The organism is Nocardioides sp. L-11A (assembly GCA_029961745.1).
Taxonomy (GTDB): Bacteria; Actinomycetota; Actinomycetes; order Propionibacteriales; family Nocardioidaceae; genus Nocardioides.
Genome location: CP124680.1, coordinates 4685967 through 4705376 on the forward strand (window position 1 = coordinate 4685967; position 19410 = coordinate 4705376).

The following is a 19410-nucleotide window of genomic DNA, read 5'->3' on the forward strand; positions in this document are numbered from 1 at the left end:
ACTCAGGCCCGGTCGAGCCCCTTCTCGATCGCCGCGACCACCTTGGGACGCAGGTCGCGGGCTGCGATCACCTCGTCGACCGAACCCACCTCGACGGCACGGTGGATGTGGTGGACCCCGTCGAACTCGGCGGCGACCTCTGCGATCTTGTCGGCGCGCAGCTGGGCCCGCAGGTCGGCGAGCTCGACGACCAGCGCGCCGCGCTCCCCATCCTCGGCGTGGTCGATCCGCTCCTCCAGCGCCGCGACCCGCGGGTCGGCCGCGGCCCGCTTGGCCACCTCGGCGGCGAACACGACGGCCGCGGCGGGGGCACCGCCGAGGACCGAGGCGTAGGAGCCCTCGATCGCGAGCACGGTCATCTCCGGGTTGAGTCGCTTGGAGAACACCACGAAGGCGCCACCGTGGTAGCGGGAGATCACGCAGAACACGATCGGGCCGCGGAAGTTGACGATGGCGCGGCCGATCTCGGCGCCGTACTCCAGCTGCAGGTTGCGCATCGACTCCGGGGAGCCGTCGAAGCCGGACAGGTTCGCCAGCACGACGAGCGGCCGGTTGCCGGAGGCGGCGTTGATGGCGCGCGCCACCTTCTTCGACGACCGCGGGAAGAGGGTGCCCGCGGTGTAGGTGTCCGGCCCGTCGGTGGGCGGGAAGCCCGCCCGGGGCACGGGCTTCGACTCGATGCCGACCAGGCTGACCGGGTAGCCACCGATCCGGGTGTCGACGACCACGGCCGTGTCGGCGTCGGCCATGCCGGCCCACCGCTCCAGCATCTCGTGGTCGGCGTCGGCCAGCGCCCGCATCACGGTGCGGATGTCGAAGGGCCGCTTGCGGTCGGGGTTGTGCTCGGACGAGAAGATCTCGCCGACGGTGGCGAAGTCACCGGGGTGCGGGTGGGTCGTGACGTCGCGGTCGACCGGGTCGGTCGACGGCGCGCGGCGCGGCCCGGCCTCGCCGGGAACGACATAGGTGTGGTCGTAGTGCGCCATCAGGACGCCGAACGCACCGGCCAGGTCCGGCACCCAGTACTGCGCCTGGCCGTTCGGTCCCATCACCCGGTCGTAGCCGCCGATGCCGTGGTTGTCCTCGGCCGAGACGCCACCGGAGAAGTCCAGTGACTGCTTGCCGGTCAGCACCATTGCGCTGTCCGGCGTCATCACCAGGATGCCCTTGGTGTGCATCAGCATGGTGGCCTCGGCGTTCCAGTACGGCTGGGCGCCGACATTGATGCCGGCGACGACGATATTGATCTCGCCGCCGTCCTGGGTGAACTGCACGATCCGGCGCAGCGCCGCCGCCACCCAGTCCATGTTCTCGGTGCCGCTCTCCATGGAGATCCGAGCACCGGCCGAGACCGCGAACCACTCGACCGGGACGCCCATGCTCTCGGCGAGGTCGATGGCCGCGATCACCCGCGCGCACTCGGGCTCGGAGAGGGCGCCGAGCGACTTCAGCGGGTCGCCACACAGCACCACACGGGTGATGCCCTCGGGATGCAGGGCGGTCGGGGTGCTGACGACAGCGACGATCATGCCGGCGGTGTTCTGGCCGGGGGCGCGGTCGACCGGCACCAGGGTCCCGGACGCGTCCAGGTCGTGCTCGACGACGGTGCCGCCGCCGGCGAGCACCGGCTGGAGCTCATAGGGGTAGACCAGACCCCGGCGACGCGCGCGCAGCACCTTGCCGGCGTACTCGTCGAGCGGAGCCAGCGGCTCGGTCGGGGGCTCGAGGATGTCGGCGACGACACCGGCCCCGGGCTTGGCGTGGAACCTGATCGCCACCGGCGTGGGCGTGCCGTCGGGGCCGGCCACCCGCCCCTCGGCGAGCACCTCCTCGATCCCGGCGCCCTCGCTGAGCGGCGTGATCTTGCCCTGCAGGGCGGTCAGCTGGTCGAGGTCGGCCTCGACCAGCGGCCACACCGTCACCCACACATGGTTGACGTCGAGCTTGGTGCCCTCGCGACCGCGGGCGGTGCGCACCCGGCGGATCGCCTCCAGGCAGTTCTCGACCGCGCGCTCGGCGTGCGGGAGCGCGATCACCCGCCCCTCGTCGTCGCGTACGACGGCGAGCTGGCGCACCTGCGCGGCGGCGACCAGGCGGCGGTCGGCGGGATTGGCCCGGGCGACGCACTCGTAGAGGAGGACGTCGTCGGGAGCGGCGAGCCGCGTCACATCGAACTCGCGCAGTCGCCACAGGTTGAGCCGGCGGCCGACCATCGGGTGCATGCCACGAATGAGGGTGTCCTCGACGAGGCTCCCCGGGCCGGCGTCACCGGGCCGGAACGTGAAGTAGTCGACCGGCTGCGGGGCGGCCGGGCAGACCGCCACCGAGACCCGGCGGGCCCGGCGGGCGAACTCCTGGCCGGCGAGCATCCGGGCCACCTCGGCCGAGGCCGTGTCGGGATCGGCCGGCGCGTCGGGCCAGCGCAGGTAGATCTCCACGACCGCGTGGTCGGGGTCGTGGTCGGCGCTCAGCGCCGAGGCGATCGCCTCGCCGAGGGGGCCGTCGGGGTCGGCGAGCTCGGTCACGTCGCCCAGCGTGGACACGACGCGGGTCGCGCCCTTCTGGTCGGTGGCGTACTCGGCGAACACGACCGGTCGGCCGCCGTCGTGGTCCGGGTCGACGACGGTCAGGTCGTGGAGGTGGTACTCCAGGTAGTGCCGGCGGATCAGCACCTCGAGCAACGGCTCCCGAGCGGGCAGGCCGTCGACGAGCCGGTCGCGGAGGAAGCCCACCAGCTGCTCGGGGATCGCGGTGAGCGCGGCGATCCGCGCCTCCCGGTCGGCGGTGTCCGGGTCGGTCAGGGCGGCGACCTCGGCGGCCACGCCCTCGAGGACCGTGCGCCGCTCGTCGTCGACCAGTGGCTGGTCGAACCAGCCGAACCGGATCGAGCGCGCCAGGTCGCCGACGACGGCGAACCGGAGCTGGGTGGCGCGCACCATCCGCTCCAGCAGCGCTCGGGCGGCCGGCCGGTCCTGGGCCGGGGGCGGTGGGGCACTCAGCCACCGCTGCAGGACGCCGACCGCGACCTCGACGTCGGCGGCGTGCTGCTGAGCGAGGAAGATCCGAAAGACCGCGCGCTCGAGCTCCGGGGTGCGCTCGAGGTCGGTGACGCCGTAGTGCGCGAGCACCCGCAGCAGCTTGTCGCGGAAGTGGTCCGGCAGCGCGCCGCGCTCGGGGTCGAGGCTGCGCAGGTAGGTGTGGAAGTACTCCCGCGAGCTGTGCACGCGCAGCTCGGCCGGGGGCTCGTCGCCGGCCGGGCGGTTGCGGCTGAGCTCGGCGACGTCGGTGAAGAGCGAGAGCAGCGCCATCTCGGCGCGCAGCGTGTCCGCCGGCGCGTCCTCGCCGCGGCTCGCGAGGTAGTCGGCCAGCAGCGCGGGGCGCTGATCGGCGTCGACGTCGTAGCCCAGCAGCTGGCTGCTCAGCGCGGCGAGCTGCTCGGCGCTGCGGCCGCCGGTCGCGACGGTCGCGGGTGTCGGCAGGTCCAGGTCGACCTGCCCGGGGGCGGTGTCCTGCTGCTCGGCGCCAGCGTCGCCGGTCGGCTCGAGGCGCACGAGGGGGGCGCCGGTCTCGACCTGGCCGCCCACCCGGACCAGGAGCTCCTTGACCCGTCCGGTGAACGGCGCGTGCAGCGCGGTCTCCATCTTCATCGACTCCAGCACCAGCACCGGGTGCCCGGCGGCGACCTCGTCGCCGACGGCGACGGGGGTGGAGACGACCAGCGCGGGAGCGGGCGAGCGCACCATGCCGCCCTCGTCGCGGCTGATCCGGTGCATGACGTCGTCGACCTCGACCAGCTGGACCGGGCCGTGGCTGGCGCTCACCAGCCGGAACCGGTGCCCGTCGACCGTGAGCCGCCCGTGCACGTCGTCGATGCGGTCCAGCGTGGCGGTGACCATGCGGACCCCTCCAGCTCCAGCGCCGCCTGCGGCGAGGGTGACCTGGTAGCGGGCGGGCCCGGTCTGCCGCACGGTGAGGGCGTACGTCGCCCCGCGCAGCTTGAGCTCGATCGTGCGGGAGGGGTCGTGCTGCACCTGGGGCCGGCCGCCCTGGGCGGTCTGCAGCAGGCGCGCGATCTCGGAGCGCTCCTCCTCGTCGTACGCCTCGATCGCGGCGGCGACGAGGGCCACCCCGGCGTGGCGGGCGGCCTGCAGGCGGCCCTCCCCGCGGACCCGGTCGATCCAGCCGGTGTCGGCCCACCCGGGCTCACCGGTGACGACCTCGGGCTGGTCGAGGAGGTCGAGGATGAAGCTCTTGTTGGTGGCGCCGCCGTCGATGACGACCGTCGTCTCACCCATCGCCCGGCGCAGCCGGGCCAGCGCCTGCTCGCGGTCGGCGCCCCAGGCGATCACCTTGGCGATCATCGAGTCGAAGTCGGCCGGGATCGTGTCGCCCTCGGCGACTCCGGTGTCGACCCGGATGCCCGGTCCCGCGGGGAACTCCAACCGGCTGATCCGGCCGGGGGCCGGCGCGAAGTCGCGGTCGGGGTCCTCCGCGTTGAGCCGGGCCTCGACGGCATGGCCGCGCTCGGTGGGCCGCTCGCCCGTGAGGGGGAGGCCGCGCGCGACCTGGATCTGCAGGGCGACCAGATCGGTGCCGGTGACCTCCTCGGTGATCGGGTGCTCGACCTGGAGGCGGGTGTTGACCTCGAGGAAGGCGAAGGTCCGCTCACCGGGGTGGTAGAGGAACTCGACGGTGCCCGCGCCGGCGTACCCGACGGCGTTGGCGAGCCGCTCGGCGGCGCCCTTGAGGTCGGCGGTCTGGGCCTCGCCCAGGAGCGGGGAGGCGGACTCCTCGATGACCTTCTGGTTGCGGCGCTGCACGGAGCAGTCGCGGACGCCGATCGCCCAGGCGGTGCCCTGACCGTCGGCGATCACCTGGACCTCGACATGCCGGGCGTCGGTGACCAGCTTCTCCAGGAAGACCACGCCGCTGCCGAACGCGCGCTCGGCCTCGTCGCGGGTCCGCTGGTAGGCCTCGGTGAGGTCGGCGTCGGAGGTGACCTTGCGGATGCCGCGCCCGCCGCCGCCGGCGGTGGCCTTGAGCATCAGCGGATAGCCGACCTTCTCGGCGCTGGCCAGCGCCTCCTCCAGGCTGTCGACGCTGCCGCCGCTCCACGGCGCCACCGGTACGCCGACGTCCTCGGCGATCAGCTTGGAGCCGATCTTGTCGCCGAGCCTGCGCATCGCGTCGGCGCTCGGGCCGATGAAGGTGACACCCAACCGGTCGCACAGCTCGGCGAAGGCCGGGTCCTCGGCCACGAAGCCCCAGCCGACCCAGGCCGCGTCGGCTCCGGTCTCGGTCAGCGCCCGCTCCAGCACGGCGTGGTCGAGATAGGGCCGGTCGGCCGCGGCACCGAGGAGGTGGGCCTCGTCCGCCTCCCGGACGAACGCCGACCCGGCGTCCACGTCGGTGTGGAGCGCGATGGTGCGGATCTGCTCGCCTGCCGTGGCGTGGCGAGCGTTGAGGTCGCGCACGGCGTGGATCAGCCGCATGGCTGCTTCACCGCGGTTGACGATGGCGATTCGAGAGACCACTGGCACGGTTTCGACCCTTCCACCTCCCGCGAGGCCGGTGACAGTGGAGAACCCACAGGCTTCACGCGGATTCGTTGTGGGCTCCGTCCAGCGTCGGGTGGCCGGCAGCGTGGCGGACGGCGGCGCATCCGCATCGGCCGACGCCCGCGGTCCGAGCGCAGCGAGGGCCGGGCGGCGAGGTCGATCTCCGACACGCTCGGCCCCAACGACGGCTGGCAGCGTGGCGGACGGCGGCGCAGCCGCATCGGCCGACGCCCGCGGTCCGAGCGCAGCGAGGGCCGGGCGGCGAGGTCGATCTCCGACACGCTCGGCCCCGACTAATCGCAAGGTTGGGAACGGTAGGCGCTCACACCCCTGTGTCCCTACGATCACGCCATGACCGCCTCGGGCCCGCCTGCGGACGACGCGACCCTGGTCGCGGGCGTCCTCGCCGGCGACCGCCGCGCGTTCGCCGGGGTCTACGAGCGGTACGCCGACCGGCTGCACGACTTCGCGTACTCCATGCTCCGCAGCCGGGAGGAGGCGGCGGACTGCGTCGCGGACGCCTTCGTCGTGATGGCGGAGAAGGTCGGCCAGCTGCGGGACCCGGCGCGGCTGCGCCCGTGGCTGTACTCCGTGGTGCGCAACGAGTGCCTGCGCACGCTGCGTGGACGGGCCCGCGAGGCGCACGACGACGAATGGCTCGAGGCGATGCCTGACCACGGCGCCGGCCCCGAGCAGCAGGTCGCCGACGCGGCGGTCCAGGACGAGCTGCGTGAGTTGGTCTGGGCCGCGATCGAGGGCCTCAACGACCGCGACCGCTCACTGCTCGACCTGCACCTGCGCCAGGGGCTGGACGGCGCCGAGCTGGCCGCAGCGATGGAGGTGACGCCGCAGAACTCCTACGTCATGCTCAGCCGCGCGCGCGACCAGGTCGAGCGGTCGCTCGGCGCCCTCCTCGTCGCCCGGCGCGGCAGCGAGCTGTGCGGCGAGCTGTCCGGGATCCTCGGTGACTGGGACGGCCGGTTCTCGCCGCTGATCCGCAAGCGGGTCGCGCGGCACATCGACGGCTGCGAGACCTGCGAGACCCGGCGCCGGCTCATGGTCAGCCCGCTCGCCCTGCTGGCCGGCGTACCCGCCTTCGCCGCGCCCGCCGCGCTCCGCGACCGGGTGCTCGGCGACGAGCGGCTGGTGGCCCACTACGTCGACGATCCGGCGCCGCCACCTCCCTCCTCCGGCAGCGGTACGACGATGCGCCCGTCGCTCGTCGTCGGCCTGGTCGTGCTGCTGCTGGCCCTCGGCGGTGCCGCCGTCCTCGCCTGGTGGCCGGAGGACACCGCTCCTGCGGTCGCCACCGACCCGGTGACCACCGAGCCGGTGACCGGCAGTCCGACACCCCCGACCACGGGCCCGGCCGCCACCGCCCCGGCTCCCGCGACGACGCCCACCGAGCCGGCGCCCCCCCACGGCGAGTGCGCCGGCCGGCCCAGCGTCGACACCCACGACCGGGGCGAGCGTCGCCGCGCCCGGCGACCTGCGCGTCTCGACCCGCAGTCTCCGGCTCGGCGCGAGGTCCGCCGGCACCGTACGGCTGAGCAACGCCGGCGGCACCGCCCTGGACTACACCGTGAAGCCGCGCGTGGCCTGGCTGTCGCTCTCCCGGACCTCCGGGTCGCTGGGCGCCGGCGCCGAGACCGGCCTGACCGTCACGGCCGACCGGTCGAGCCTGGGCGAGGGCAGCAGCACCGGCACCGTGGCCGTCTCCTGGTCCGGCGGCACCGTCGTCCTGTCCGTCCAGGTCACCGTCGACCAGCCGCCCGTCATCGGCCCGATCTCCGTCGGCGGCCCCGCCGACTGCTCCGGCCGCACCCTGACCGCCACGGTGACCGACGGCTCCGGGCTGCAGTCGGTCCGGGTGGCCTGGACCGGCAACAGCGGCAGCGGCCAGCAGGCGCTGGCGGCGTCCGGCGGCTCGTGGAGCACCACCATCGGGCCGTTCCCGATCGGCGGCACGGTCACCGCGACCCTCACCGCCGTCGATCGGGCCGGGCAGACCACGACCCGCTCCACGAGCTTCGACGTCGACCCCTGCCCGGGCTGAGCGCTCCGCTGTAACACGCCGTCCGCCCGACTATCCGTCGGCTGTCAGCAGATTCAGGCCGCTCAGCGACCGCTTTCTGCTGAGATGTGGCGCCTAGTCAGGTGGACAGCGTGTTACAGCGCCGCCGCCGACCAGCCCGATCGGCCCGGCCAACCGACTCGGTCAGCCCGTCAGCCGGGGCATGCCACAGTCCACCGGCTTCACCGCGCTCACCGTGCCGCCGGCGAGATCGGCGCCGAGCGCGTCGAGCAGCGGGGCGAGCAACCACCGGTCGAGATTGTTCTTGAGCGGGTTGACCACCCCCTGGAGTACCAGGTCGACGACCCACTGCAGCAGGCTCGGGATGCCGAGGAACGCCAGCAGGTCGGACAGCGGGCCGAGGCCGCCGAGCAGCTTCAGGCTGTTGACGGACAGGAACAGGTCCGGGACGCCGAGACCGCCCTGCCGGATCGGCACGCTGACGTCGTAGTCCTCGTCGACGATGTCGAGGTGCTCGGGGCGGGGCGGCCGGTTCGGGTTGGGACCGCTCGCCAGGACGACGGTGCCGCTGACGACCTCGACGCCGTTCCAGCCCGGGATGCCCAGGCCCAGCAGCGAGACGCTCAGCTTGGGCGAGGAGGGGGCGTCGGCGCGCTGGCCGAGGCGTACGTCGACGCCGAGCAGCCCGCTGTCGACCAGCATCGCGACCCGCTTGCCGGCCGGCAGACACTCGACCGCGGTGACGGTCGCGCTGGCGTCGGCGACGGTGAGCCGGATCGAGAGCGGGACCCGGACGGCGATCAGGCCGAGGTCGAGCGCGAGCGCGTCGCCGGTGAGGTCGATCTCGATCTGCGAGCTCTCCGCCTTCACGCAGTCGACGACGGGCTTCTGCCCGACCTTCACCGAGGCCTTCAGGTCGACCAGGCTGGTGCCGCCGGGCCCCAGCGGTAGCGGCAGCCGCACGGACACCGGGAGCTTGATGACGTTGGTGCCGTTGGCGATCGCCAGCGATCCGGCGACCAGGTCGAACAGGTCGAGATCGAGGTTCGCCGCGGCGTCGTCGGCGGTCGCGAGCCGGACCAGGTCGCTCAGCCGGATCCCGACGGCGGGGAGGTTGGCCTGGATGCCGTCGTAGACGTCGCGCAGCAGGTCGATCTCCGCCAGCCGTCCGCTCTGCCGCTCCAGGGTGTGGATCGCGGCGAGCATCAGCTCGGAGAGACCCACCGCGACGCCGGCCACCTCGGTGAAGGAGGCCGCGGAGATGTCCGCGCTGACCAGCGGGTCGAGCTCCTCGATCAGGTCGAGCAGGTTGAGGTCGACGCCGGCGAGGCCGGCCTCCGGATCGAGTACGGCGAGCGCCAGGTCGGAACCGAGCAGGCCGCCGAGCAGCGGGGCCAGCAGCCAGGAGCGCTGGGTGTCCAGCTGCGCCGCGTACGAGCCGACCCGCAGGCAGGCACCGGCCCGCGCGGAGGCCACCGCCGTCCGGGCCGAGCGGCCCTGGTCGACCCCGGTGAACGCACCGAACGCGAAGGCGACGTCCGAGCGGGCGGTCACCCGCACCCCGCCGGGGATCTCGTCGGCGCCCGCGGGACGCCAGACGCCGTCGTGGAGCGCCACGAGCTCCCAGGTCACGTCGGCCGCCGGCACCTCCCCGCCGACCAGCTGGTCGTTGCGGCGCAGACTCGCCTCCTTGGCGGCGTCGATCACCGCGCGGTCGGCGGCGGCGTACTCCCCCGCCCTCTTGCCGGTCAGCTCGCGCGCGAGGTCGAGCGCCACCACGTCGACGACCGCCTGCAGGTCACGGCGCAGCACCCGCTGGAGGCCGAGATCGACGGCGAACGCCGTGCAGACCATCGCCACCGACAAGAAGAGCGCGACGAGCAGGGCGCTCGCTCCCCGCTCGGACGTACGACGTGTGCTCCCGCGCCCCATCGGCGGGCCCCCTCTCCCTGGACCCGCGCGGTCGTCGCCCCCGCCGGCGCCGCGCAGCCATCTCCCCATGGCGCGCCCCCGAGCGCCGCGGGCAGCGTACCGAAGCAGACGCTTGGTCGGGCAAACCCCGGCGGGGCCGGACCGGGTCAGCGCCGCTCGAACACGATCCCGGCCCGCTGCAGGCGGGCCAGGAGGGCCTCGCCCATCGCGGTGGCGGTCGTGACCTGCCCGGCCACGTTGGGGTTGTCGTCGAGGGCCAGGCAGAGCGCCGACTCGGCCAGCATCGTGGCGGTCTCGGTGTAGCCGGGATCGCCGCCGGAGACGCGGGTGTGGACCTTCGTCCCCGCGGTCTCGGCGACGAAGTCGACGGTGAACCAGGACTTCTCACGGCGGCTGGGCGAGGGCCCCTCGCCCTGAGGGACCCGCTTCAGCAGGGCGTTCCGCACGGGTGGCACCTGCGCGGCCAGCGTCAGACCGGCGACGCCCACCGCGCCGCCCGCGGCGTAGCGCAGCGTCTTGGTGCCGGCGTAGTGGGAGTAGCTGAACGCGGGCCCGTACGACGCCAGGTGGGCGCCGCTGCGGGCGACGACGAACGGGTCGATGGTGGGCAGCGGGAGCAGCCAGTAGCCGAGGTCGTGGTCGCGTCGGGGGCGCCCGGCGGTAGCCCGGGAACGGCGGCCCTCGGGGCGCGGCTCCAGGCGGCGCCGCGCGGCTGCGGCCTCCTTCATCTGCCGGGCCCGGGAGAACGCGGTCAGCGCGGAGTGGAAGGTGCCGCCGGAGAAGCCGGCCCTGCTGCGGACCACGCCCCGCATGGTGACCGGCGTCGTGATCTCGCCGCCGACCTCCTGCGCCAGCTCGCCGATCGTGAAGTAGGCGCCCAGGTCGTGCGGGATCGAGTCGAAGCCGCACGCGTGCACCAGCCGGGCGCCGGAGCCCTCCGCGGCGGCGTTGTGCTCGACATAGGTCCGGTCGACGAACTCGGGCTCGCCGGTGAGGTCGACGTAGTCGGTGCCCGCGGTGGCGCAGGCAGCCACCAGCGGGCCGCCGTACTGGACATAGGGCCCGACCGTCGTCGCCACCACCTTCGTGGTCGCGACCACCTCGGCCAGGGCCTCGGCGTCGGTCGCATCGGCGACCAGCAGGGGCAGGTCCGCGAGGTGCTCGTGGGAGGCGGCGAGATGGTCACGGACCGCCGCGAGCCGCTGCTCGCTGCGGCCGGCCAGCGCCCAGCGCAGCCCGGCGGGTGCGTGCTCGGCGAGGTAGTCGGCGGTCAGTCCCCCGGTGAAGCCGGTGGCTCCGAACAGGACGACGTCGTACGGGCGCGCGCTGTCTGCCATGCCCCCACTCTTCCACCGGTCCCGAACCCGATGGAACCCTTCGGCCCCCGGGCTCCGTCATAGGTTCAGCACAGCGAGGAGACCTTGTGGAACCCGATACCGAGGCGGCGTACGCCGACTACGTCCAGCAGAGCTGGTCGAGCCTGGTCCGTGCCGCCGTCTTCCTCGGCGCGCGGCCGCACGAGGCGGAGGACCTCGCCCAGACCACGCTGGTGCGCTGCTACACCGGTTGGAGCCGGGTCAGCAGCGCCGAGAACCGGGACGCCTACGTCTACCGGATGCTGCTCAACTGCCTGCGCGACAGCCGCCGCACCCGCTGGTGGAAGGACCGGCAGTACGACGCCCCGCTCGACGGCGCCCGGACCGCCGAGCCCGACGCCACGGACCGGGTGGCGATCGCCGACGCCGTGCACCGCGCACTGGGCGGGCTGACCAAGCCCAACCGGGAGGTCGTCGTGCTCCGCTACTTCGTCCAGCTCACCGAACGCCAGACCGCCGAGGCTCTCGGCATCCCCGCGGGGACGGTGAAGAGCCGCCTGTCCCGCGCGCTGGCCCACCTCGCCGCCGACGACCACCTGCTCGACCTCTCCGGACGGAGCCCCTCATGAGCGATCTCGAGAACCTCTGGGACGACTACCCCACCGACCCGGCACCGGTCGGCGCGATCCTCGCCGCGACAGCGAAGGAGCGGCGCCGGCGCCGGCGGCTCGTCCTCCGGCCGGTGCTGACCGCGGGCGCCGCGACCGCCCTGGCGGGCGCGTTCGTGGTCGGCAACCTGACCGGCGGCCCCGGCGGACCCGGCGGCGGACCCGGCGCCGGCCCGGCCGGTCCCGACCGGCTGCCGCGCCACGTCGCCTTCCAGGCCGACCTGGAGGCGGCGGCGTCCTGCGACGATCTGCTGGCGTCGTACGTCCGGCGGGGGCTGGACGTCGTCGGGCCGTGGGGCTGGGGTGGGGGTGGCCCGCTCTATGCCCAGGGCATGCGGTCGGACCTGATGGACGGCCTCCAGCGGAACCTGCCCGTCCCCCAGGCGGACTTCGCGACGGGCACGGCCGCCTCGGCACCGCAGACCGAGCGGCAGACCAACAGCGAGACCGGCACCAACGTCCAGGAGGAGGGCGTCGACGAGCCGGACACCGTCAAGACCGACGGCAGCCTGATGGTCGTCGAGCGCAATGACCGGCTCGACGTGTACGACGTGACCGGCTCCTCGACCGCCAAGCTCTCCTCCGTCGACCTCCCCGGCATCGACGCCCCCGAGATCCTGCTGACCGGCGACACGGTGGTCGCGATCGGCGACGTGAAGGGCCCCACCGGGCGGACCGGGATCCGCGGCACCCGGGTGCTGACCGTGTCGCTCGCCGACCCGGCCGCCCCCGAGGTCGTCGACGACGTCCGGTACGACGCCGCGCGGTTCTCGGCGCGCCAGCACGGCGACACCGTCCGCCTGGTCCTCGCCAACGGCCTGCCCGACCTCGACTTCGTGCAGCCCACCGGCAAGCGCAGCCCCGACGAGGCGCTCGCCCACAACCGGCAGGCCGTCGAGGACAGCACCCTCGCGGACTGGTTGCCGACGGTGTCCGTCGACGACGGCGCGGCCGCGCAGCTGCTCGACTGCCGCGACGTGGCCCTCCCCTCCGACGACCTCGCCCTCGGCACCACGAGCGTGGTCGGCTTCGACGCCGACGACGCCGGCACCCTGGACGCGATCGGGCTGGCGGGGCTCACCGACATCGCCTACGAGTCCGCCGACCACCTCTACCTCGCCAGCGCCGGCGGCGGGTGGGGCTGCCTCGACTGGTGCGCCACCCCCGCGGACGCGCTCCGCTCCCTCGTCCCGCGCGGGACCGGCGGGACGTCGTACCTCTTCGACTTCGCGCTCGACGGCACCCGGGCCACCCACGTCGCGTCCGGCGAGGTCGAGGGCGCGATCCGCGACCGCTGGTCGCTGGACGAGGCTGGCGGCGTGCTCCGCGTCGCCGTCGGTCCGACCAGCGAGACCGGCAACTTCAGCTCGGTGCTGACCCTCGAGCAGCAGGGCCAGGACCTCGTCGAGCGCGGCCGGCTCGACGGGCTGGGCCGCAACGAGGAGATCCAGTCGGTGCGCTGGTTCGACGACCTCGCGATCGTGGTGACCTTCCGCCGGATCGACCCGCTCTACGCCGTCGACCTCACCGACACCGCTGCTCCGCGGCTGCTCAGCGAGCTGAAGATCCCCGGCTTCTCCTCCTACCTCCACCCGCTGGGTCGGGCCCGCCTGATCGGCGTCGGCGAGGGGCCACAGGGTCCCGAGGGCCAGGGCGGCTGGGGCGCCCAGGTCGGGTTGTTCGACGTCCGCGACACCCGCCAGGTGACACGCCTCGACGTCCTCGGGTACGGCCGGCGCACCGAGGCCCTCGCCGGGCGGGACCCGCGCGCGTTCACCTGGCTGCCCGCGCAGCGCACGGTGCTCACCGTCGTGCAGAAGCAGGGACGCCGTCGGGTCGGCTACGTCTCGGTCCTCAAGCTCGCCGGCGGCCGGCTGCACGAGCGCCGGGTCCAGGTGGAGTACGGCGCCGACGTCGACCGGGTCCGGACCGTCCCGCTCCCCGACGGGCGGGTGGTGCTGGTGACCGGGGAGGACGCCCAGTTCTTCGAGCTGTGACACGTCCGCGCGGCGATCACTCCACGAGCCGTACGTCCACGCCGTACGGCGCCGCGGCCCGCCCCAGTCTCCCGTCCGCGGTGAGCAGCGCGAAGTCGAACCGACGGGCGATGGCGACATACGGAGCGTCATACGCACTGACGTTGTGGCGCAACGACCAGACCTCGGCGAGCAGCCATCCCTCGAGGGGCACGATCCGGATCGCGGTTCGCGGCACCGTGTCGGCTAGCTCACCAGCGGCCGGGGCCGAGAGCCGTCCCACCGCCTCGAGCCGGGCGAGAGTGCGAAGCACTTCGACCGGACCGTGGGCGGGCACGACGACCTCCGGGTCGGCTGCAAGAACCTCGCGGGCAGTCTCGCCCCGCGCTCCCGCATCGACCAGGGCGTGCACCCAGGCACTCGCGTCGAGAGCCAGCATCAGCGGCGGTCGATCCCGAACCCGCCGTCGCGCCCTTCGCGGATGATCGAAACCACCGACCCGGGATCGTCGGACGGCGGCAACTCGATCCGCAGGTCGACGGAGGAGTGGAAGATGTCGACATTCTGGCGGAAGCGAGCCTCTCGGGTGACCAGGTCGAGCAGGTATGCCTGCAGCGACTGGCCATGGTCCCGAGCCGAGAGCGCCAGCACATCGCGCACCTCCTCCGGCACGTCGCGGATCTGCAGGGCCACCATGCATGCACAAGACATGTGGATCGTCCGGCGTACGGTGAAGGCATGTGCCGCAACATCCGTCCGCTCAACAACTTCGAGCCCCCGGCGACGCGCGACGAGGTGAGTGCCGCGGCCCTGCAGTTCGTCCGCAAGGTCAGCGGTGCGACCAAGCCCAGCCAGGCCAACCAGGAGGTCTTCGACCGCGCCGTCGCGGAGATCGCCCACATCACCCAGCATCTCCTCGACGACCTGGTGACCACGGCGCCGCCGAAGAACCGGGAGGTCGAGGCCGAGAAGGCGCGCGAGCGTGCGCGGCTCCGCTACGGCTGACCACCGCGTCGGCGCCGCCTTCGCCGCGGTCGGGCGCGCGGGCTTCCTGCCTCCCGACCAGCGGCGGTTCTCCGCGGCGGACCAGGCCCTGCCCCTCGGGTACGGCGTCACGAACTCCCAGCCGTCGACGGTGCGGGCCATGCTCACGCTGCTGGGCGTGGAGCCGGGCGACCGGGTCCTCGACGTCGGGTGCGGCTCCGGCTGGTCGACCGCGCTGCTGGCCCACCTGGTCGGGCCGCGCGGACACGTCGTGGGGGTCGAGCTGATCCCGGAGGTGCTCGCCATGGCCCGCGCCACCCTCGGTCGGAGTCCTCACCTCGAGCTGCACCAGGCCGACCCGGCCGTCCTCGGCTGGCCGGCGTCGGCGCCGTACGACCGGGTGCTGGTGTCGGCCGATGCAGAGGTGCTGCCCCCTGCCCTGGTCGGCCAGCTGCGGCCCGGCGGCGTGCTGGTCGGGCCGGTGGCCGGGGACATGCTGCGCGTGGAGCGGCACGGTAGGTACGTGTTCGTCCCGCTGCGTACCCTGGACCGGTGACCGTCGTCGGCCAGGGCCCGAGAACCCGGGCCGCGCTGGACCTGTGCGCCTCCGGCCCGCTCGTCGTGCTCACCGGTGCCGGCCTCTCCACCGACTCGGGCATCCCGGACTACCGCGGCCCCGGCGCGCCCGCACGGATGCCGATGACCTACCAGGAGTTCGTGTCCGGTCCGGACGCCCGGCAGCGGTACTGGGCGCGCAGCCACCTCGGCTGGTCCCGGATGCGCCGCGCCGAGCCCAACCCCGGGCACCGCGCCGTGGCGGCACTCGGCGCCGACCTGGTCATCACCCAGAACGTCGACGGCCTGCACGAGGCCGCCGGCACGCCACGGCTGGTCGCCCTGCACGGCCGGATCGCCGACGTGGTCTGCCTCGCCTGCCGCCGCACGACGCCGCGCGGCACGCTCCAGCTGCGCCTCGAGGAGGCCAACCCCGGCTGGGCCGCACGCCACGCCGCCGTCGCGGCCCGCCCCGACGGAGACGTCGACCTCGACGACACCGCCGACTTCGTGGTCCCGGACTGCGTCGACTGCGCCGGCCCGCTCAAGCCCGACGTCGTGTTCTTCGGCGAGAACGTCCCCAAGCCGCGGGTGGAGCGCTGCTACGCCGCGGTGGAGGCGCTCGCCGGCGGCCCGGACGGCGCCGGCACGCTGCTGGTCGCGGGCTCCAGCCTCACCGTGATGAGCGGGCTGCGGTTCGTACGCCGCGCGGCGCAGCGCGGCATCCCCGTGGTCGTGGTCAACCGCGGTCCGACCCGCGGCGACGACCTGGCGACGTACAAGGTCGAAGCGGGGGTCGGCGAGTGGCTGCCCGCGCTGGCGGGGGTGCGGGACCGTCGTCCAGCGCCCCGCCCGACACCCGCGCCTACAGCTTCTTGACGAAGATGTGGTCGGCCGCCTCGGGGAAGATCTCCGCGGTCTCGCCGCCGGAGCCGACCAGCACCCCGTCGGCCGTGGCCTGGATGGTGATGGTCTTGTCGGGCAGCGCACCGACCCGGCGCATGGCGCTCATCAGCGCGTCGTCCTTCTGCATCTCCTCGGAGATCCGGCGGACGACGGCGCGCGACGTCTCGGCGCCGGCAGCCTTGGAGAGCGGCTCGACGTCGGACATGAAGTTCTCGCCGACGGCGTTCTGGCCGAGCTCGGCGAGCCCGGGGATCGGGTTGCCGTACGGCGACTCGGTCGGGTGGCCGAGCAGCTCGATGAGCCGCCGCTCCACGGTCTCGGACATGACGTGCTCCCAACGGCACGCCTCCTCGTGGACCAGCTCCCACTCGAGACCGATGACGTCGGTGAGCAGGCGCTCGGCGAGGCGGTGCTTGCGCATGACGCGCGTGGCGAGGCGCTGGCCCTCCTCGGTGAGCTCGAGGTGGCGGTCGCCCTCGACGGTCAGCAGGCCGTCGCGCTCCATCCGGGCCACCGTCTGCGACACCGTCGGCCCGCTCTGGTGCAGGCGCTCGGCGATGCGCGCCCGCAGGGGGATGATGCCCTCCTCGATCAGCTCGTAGATCGTGCGGAGGTACATCTCGGTGGTGTCGATGAGATCGCTCACGCCCCTATTCTGACCCATTAAGAGAAAGGGCGCACACCACCGGCCTGCCATGCTGGCCCGGTGACCTCCCTGCCCCCGCTGATCGTCCCGCACCGCTTCAACGGACCCCCGCGCTCGGGCAACGGCGGCTGGACCTCCGGCGCCCTCGCGGCGACGCTCCCCGCGCAGGGGCTCGGCACCGCCGTGACGGTGACCCTGCGGCAGCCGCCGCCGCTCGACATCCCGATGCCGGTCCTCCCGACCGCCGCGGGCGCCACGCTGAGCCACGACGGCCAGGTCGTCGCCGAGGCCGTGTACGCCGAGGCGCGGCCGCTGCCCGTGGCCCCGGCGACCGCGACGGAGGCGGCCGAGGCGGAGACGCGCTGGACCGGCCACCGGGTGCACCCGTTCCCCAGCTGCTACGTCTGCGGCCCCGACCGGCGGGTCGGCGACGGCCTGCGGATCTTCCCGGGGCCGGTCGGCGGGGGAGCGCGTGGCCGCCACCTGGACGCCGTACGACAGCGCGGTGCCGGTCGCCTGGGCCGCCCTCGACTGCCCGGGCGGCTGGGCGAGCGACCTCGAGGGCCGACCGTCGGTGCTCGGGCGGATGACCGCGGAGGTCCGCAGCCTGCCGCGCACCTCGGAGCGCTATGTCGTCGTCGGCGAGCTGCGCGGCGTCGAGGGCCGCAAGACGTTCACCGCCGCGACGCTCTACGGCCCCGACGACGAGGTCGTCGCCACCGCCGAGCACGTGTGGATCACCGTCGACCCGCAGGACTTCCGATGACCGCACCGGCGCCGGGCCATCCCTGGTGGCGCGACGCGGTCGTCTACCAGGTCTACGTCCGCAGCTTCGCCGACGGTCTGCCCGCCGGCGACGGGGCGGGGGACGGGATCGGCGACCTGCCCGGCATCACGGCGCGACTGCCCTACCTGCGCGACCTCGGCGTCGACGCGCTGTGGATCACGCCCTTCTACACCTCGCCGCAGAAGGACCACGGGTACGACGTCGCCGACTACACCGACGTGGACCCGCTGTTCGGTCGCCTGGCCGACGTCGACCGGCTGCTGGAGACCGCCCACGACCTGGGCCTGCGGGTGATCGTCGACCTGGTCCCGAACCACACCTCCGACCAGCACGCCTGGTTCCGGGCGGCGCTGGCCGCCGGACCGGGGTCGCCCGAGCGCGCCCGCTACCTCTTCCGTCCCGGCCGCGGGGAGGACGGTGCCGAGCCGCCCAACAACTGGGACTCGGTCTTCGGCGGTCCCGCCTGGACCCGGGTGCCGGACGAGGCCGGCAGCGTGGCGCACGGCCGCGAAGCGGCACGGCGCGACGCCCGCGGGGCGAGCGAAGCGAGTCCCGGGCGGCAAGCGCCGTCTGCGACGCGCTCGGCCCACGAGGCCGGCAGCGTGGCGCACGGCCGCGAAGCGGCACGGCGCGACGCCCGCGGGGCGAGCGAAGCGAGTCCCGGGCGGCAAGCGCCGTCTGCGACGCGCTCGGCCCACGAGGCCGGCAGCGTGGCGCACGGCCGCGAAGCGGCACGGCGCGACGCCCGCGGGGCGAGCGAAGCGAGTCCCGGGCGGCAAGCGCCGTCTGCGACGCGCTCGGCCCAGAAAGCTCAGTGGTACCTGCACCTGTTCGACGCGTCCCAGCCGGACCTCGACTGGCGCAACCCGGAGGTCGGCGACCTGTTCGAGGACGTGCTGCGGTTCTGGCTCGACCGCGGCGTCGACGGGTTCCGGGTCGACGTGGCGCACGGGCTCTACAAGGAGGCCGCGCTGCGCGACCAGGTGCGCCCGGAGAAGCAGGCGAAGACGGCCGGGTCGATGGTCGAACGGGTCCTCGTCGACGAGCCGATGTGGGACCAGCCCGAGGTCCACGACGTCTACCGCCGCTGGCGCCGGGTGCTCGACTCCTATCCCGGCGACCGGATGGCGGTCGCCGAGGCGTGGACCCAGACGGCCGCGTCGATGGCCCGGTTCGTCCGCCCCGACGAGCTCCACCAGGCCTTCAACTTCGGCTGGCTCGGGACGCCCTGGTCCGCGACCGCCTTCGCCCAGGTCATCAACGACTCCATCGCCGCGGTCGCCGCGGCCTCCTCGGCGCCGACCTGGGTGCTGTCCAACCACGACGTCGAGCGGCACCCGACGCGGTACGGCGGCGGGCCGGTCGGGCTGGCCCGGGCCCGCGCCGCCACGCTGACCATGCTGGCGCTGCCCGGCTCGGCGTACCTCTACCAGGGCGAGGAGCTCGGCCTGGAGCAGGTCGACGTACCACCCGAGGCGCGTCAGGACCCGTCGTGGTTCCGCACCGGACTGCCCGGTCGGGACGGTTGCCGGGTGCCGTTGCCGTGGTCGGGTGACCGGCCGCCGTACGGCTTCGGCGGGCCGGCCGGGTCCCAGCCGTGGATCCCCCAGCCCGACGACTGGGCGCCGCTGAGCGTCGAGGCGCAGCTGGCCGACCCGGACTCGACGCTGGCGTTCTACCAGCGGGCGCTGGCCGCGCGGCGCGCGGTGTTCGCGGGGGCGGAGGAGTCCACCCGCGCGGTCGCCGACGACGAGTTGCTCGTCGTACTGCGGGGCGACGTGGCGGTCGTCCTCAATGCCGGCAGCGAGTCGGCGCCGCTGCCGGCAGGCGAGGTGCTGATCAGCAGCGGCCCCGTGCCCGACGGCCTGCTGCCGCCGGACACCGCCGCCTGGATCCGCTGACCGGCCGGGCGCTCCGGTCGCCGTCGTCGGTCATCGCGGGAACCGACGGCGACGCGGCGAGGAGACCGACGTAGGAGCGAGGGGAGCAGCCAAGGCTCTCGCGAGCCGACCGTGTGGCCGCCATGCGAATCCGACAGCGACGCGCT

Annotated in this window: 14 protein-coding genes; 8 read left to right on the forward strand and 6 right to left on the reverse strand. The window is 74.1% G+C overall.

What is annotated here, in order from left to right:
- Positions 1 to 2: 2 nt before the first annotated feature.
- Positions 3 to 5540, reverse strand: coding sequence for a carboxyl transferase domain-containing protein (locus QJ852_22505; protein ID WGX95911.1), 5538 nt, complete (start codon positions 5538 to 5540; stop codon positions 3 to 5).
- A gap of 369 nt (positions 5541 to 5909) precedes the next feature.
- Here QJ852_22505 and QJ852_22510 point away from each other — a divergent pair, with 369 nt between their 5' ends.
- On the forward strand, positions 5910 to 7628 hold the full coding sequence (locus tag QJ852_22510) for a sigma-70 family RNA polymerase sigma factor (GenBank protein WGX95912.1): 1719 nt from the start codon (positions 5910 to 5912) through the stop codon (positions 7626 to 7628).
- Positions 7629 to 7776: 148 nt separating this feature from the next.
- Here the strand turns inward: QJ852_22510 and QJ852_22515 are convergent, their stop codons facing one another.
- Both QJ852_22515 and QJ852_22520 read right to left on the reverse strand, forming a co-directional pair.
- A complete protein-coding gene (locus tag QJ852_22515; protein ID WGX95913.1) occupies positions 7777 to 9525 on the reverse strand; it encodes a hypothetical protein in 1749 nt (582 codons plus the stop codon).
- A gap of 146 nt (positions 9526 to 9671) precedes the next feature.
- Positions 9672 to 10862 (reverse strand): saccharopine dehydrogenase NADP-binding domain-containing protein, encoded by a 1191-nt coding sequence (locus QJ852_22520; GenBank protein ID WGX95914.1) that lies wholly within the window; start codon positions 10860 to 10862, stop codon positions 9672 to 9674.
- A gap of 86 nt (positions 10863 to 10948) precedes the next feature.
- Here QJ852_22520 and QJ852_22525 point away from each other — a divergent pair, with 86 nt between their 5' ends.
- The gene (locus QJ852_22525) at positions 10949 to 11470 is read left to right on the forward strand and encodes a SigE family RNA polymerase sigma factor (protein WGX95915.1); all 522 of its coding nucleotides are present in this window, start codon (positions 10949 to 10951) and stop codon (positions 11468 to 11470) included.
- The gene (locus QJ852_22530) at positions 11467 to 13506 is read left to right on the forward strand and encodes a beta-propeller domain-containing protein (protein ID WGX95916.1); all 2040 of its coding nucleotides are present in this window, start codon (positions 11467 to 11469) and stop codon (positions 13504 to 13506) included. Before QJ852_22525 ends, QJ852_22530 begins: the two co-directional genes overlap by 4 nt.
- A gap of 16 nt (positions 13507 to 13522) precedes the next feature.
- Here the strand turns inward: QJ852_22530 and QJ852_22535 are convergent, their stop codons facing one another.
- Both QJ852_22535 and QJ852_22540 read right to left on the reverse strand, forming a co-directional pair.
- Positions 13523 to 13924, reverse strand: a complete 402-nt coding sequence (locus tag QJ852_22535) for a type II toxin-antitoxin system VapC family toxin (GenBank protein WGX95917.1) — start codon at positions 13922 to 13924, stop codon at positions 13523 to 13525.
- Complete coding sequence (locus QJ852_22540) at positions 13924 to 14181, reverse strand: hypothetical protein (GenBank protein WGX95918.1); 258 nt, start codon at positions 14179 to 14181, stop codon at positions 13924 to 13926. Before QJ852_22540 ends, QJ852_22535 begins: the two co-directional genes overlap by 1 nt.
- A 42-nt stretch (positions 14182 to 14223) precedes the next feature.
- On the opposite strand from QJ852_22540, the gene QJ852_22545 reads away from it, so the two are divergent.
- From QJ852_22545 to QJ852_22555, 3 genes are read left to right on the forward strand one after another with little or no spacing between them, the layout of a single operon-like run.
- Complete coding sequence (locus QJ852_22545; GenBank protein ID WGX95919.1) at positions 14224 to 14490, forward strand: DUF2277 domain-containing protein; 267 nt, start codon at positions 14224 to 14226, stop codon at positions 14488 to 14490.
- On the forward strand, positions 14468 to 15025 hold the full coding sequence (locus QJ852_22550; protein ID WGX95920.1) for a methyltransferase domain-containing protein: 558 nt from the start codon (positions 14468 to 14470) through the stop codon (positions 15023 to 15025). The genes QJ852_22545 and QJ852_22550 overlap by 23 nt, the downstream gene beginning before the upstream one ends.
- A complete protein-coding gene (locus QJ852_22555; GenBank protein WGX95921.1) occupies positions 15022 to 15903 on the forward strand; it encodes a Sir2 family NAD-dependent protein deacetylase in 882 nt (293 codons plus the stop codon). The genes QJ852_22550 and QJ852_22555 overlap by 4 nt, the downstream gene beginning before the upstream one ends.
- Here the strand turns inward: QJ852_22555 and QJ852_22560 are convergent.
- Complete coding sequence (locus tag QJ852_22560; protein ID WGX95922.1) at positions 15890 to 16576, reverse strand: metal-dependent transcriptional regulator; 687 nt, start codon at positions 16574 to 16576, stop codon at positions 15890 to 15892. The genes QJ852_22555 and QJ852_22560 overlap by 14 nt on opposite strands.
- A 472-nt stretch (positions 16577 to 17048) precedes the next feature.
- Between QJ852_22560 and QJ852_22565 the strand changes: the two genes are divergently transcribed.
- A complete protein-coding gene (locus QJ852_22565) occupies positions 17049 to 17342 on the forward strand; it encodes a hypothetical protein (GenBank protein WGX95923.1) in 294 nt (97 codons plus the stop codon).
- Positions 17339 to 19264, forward strand: coding sequence for an alpha-amylase family glycosyl hydrolase (locus QJ852_22570; GenBank protein ID WGX95924.1), 1926 nt, complete (start codon positions 17339 to 17341; stop codon positions 19262 to 19264). Before QJ852_22565 ends, QJ852_22570 begins: the two co-directional genes overlap by 4 nt.
- Positions 19265 to 19410: the final 146 nt, after the last annotated feature.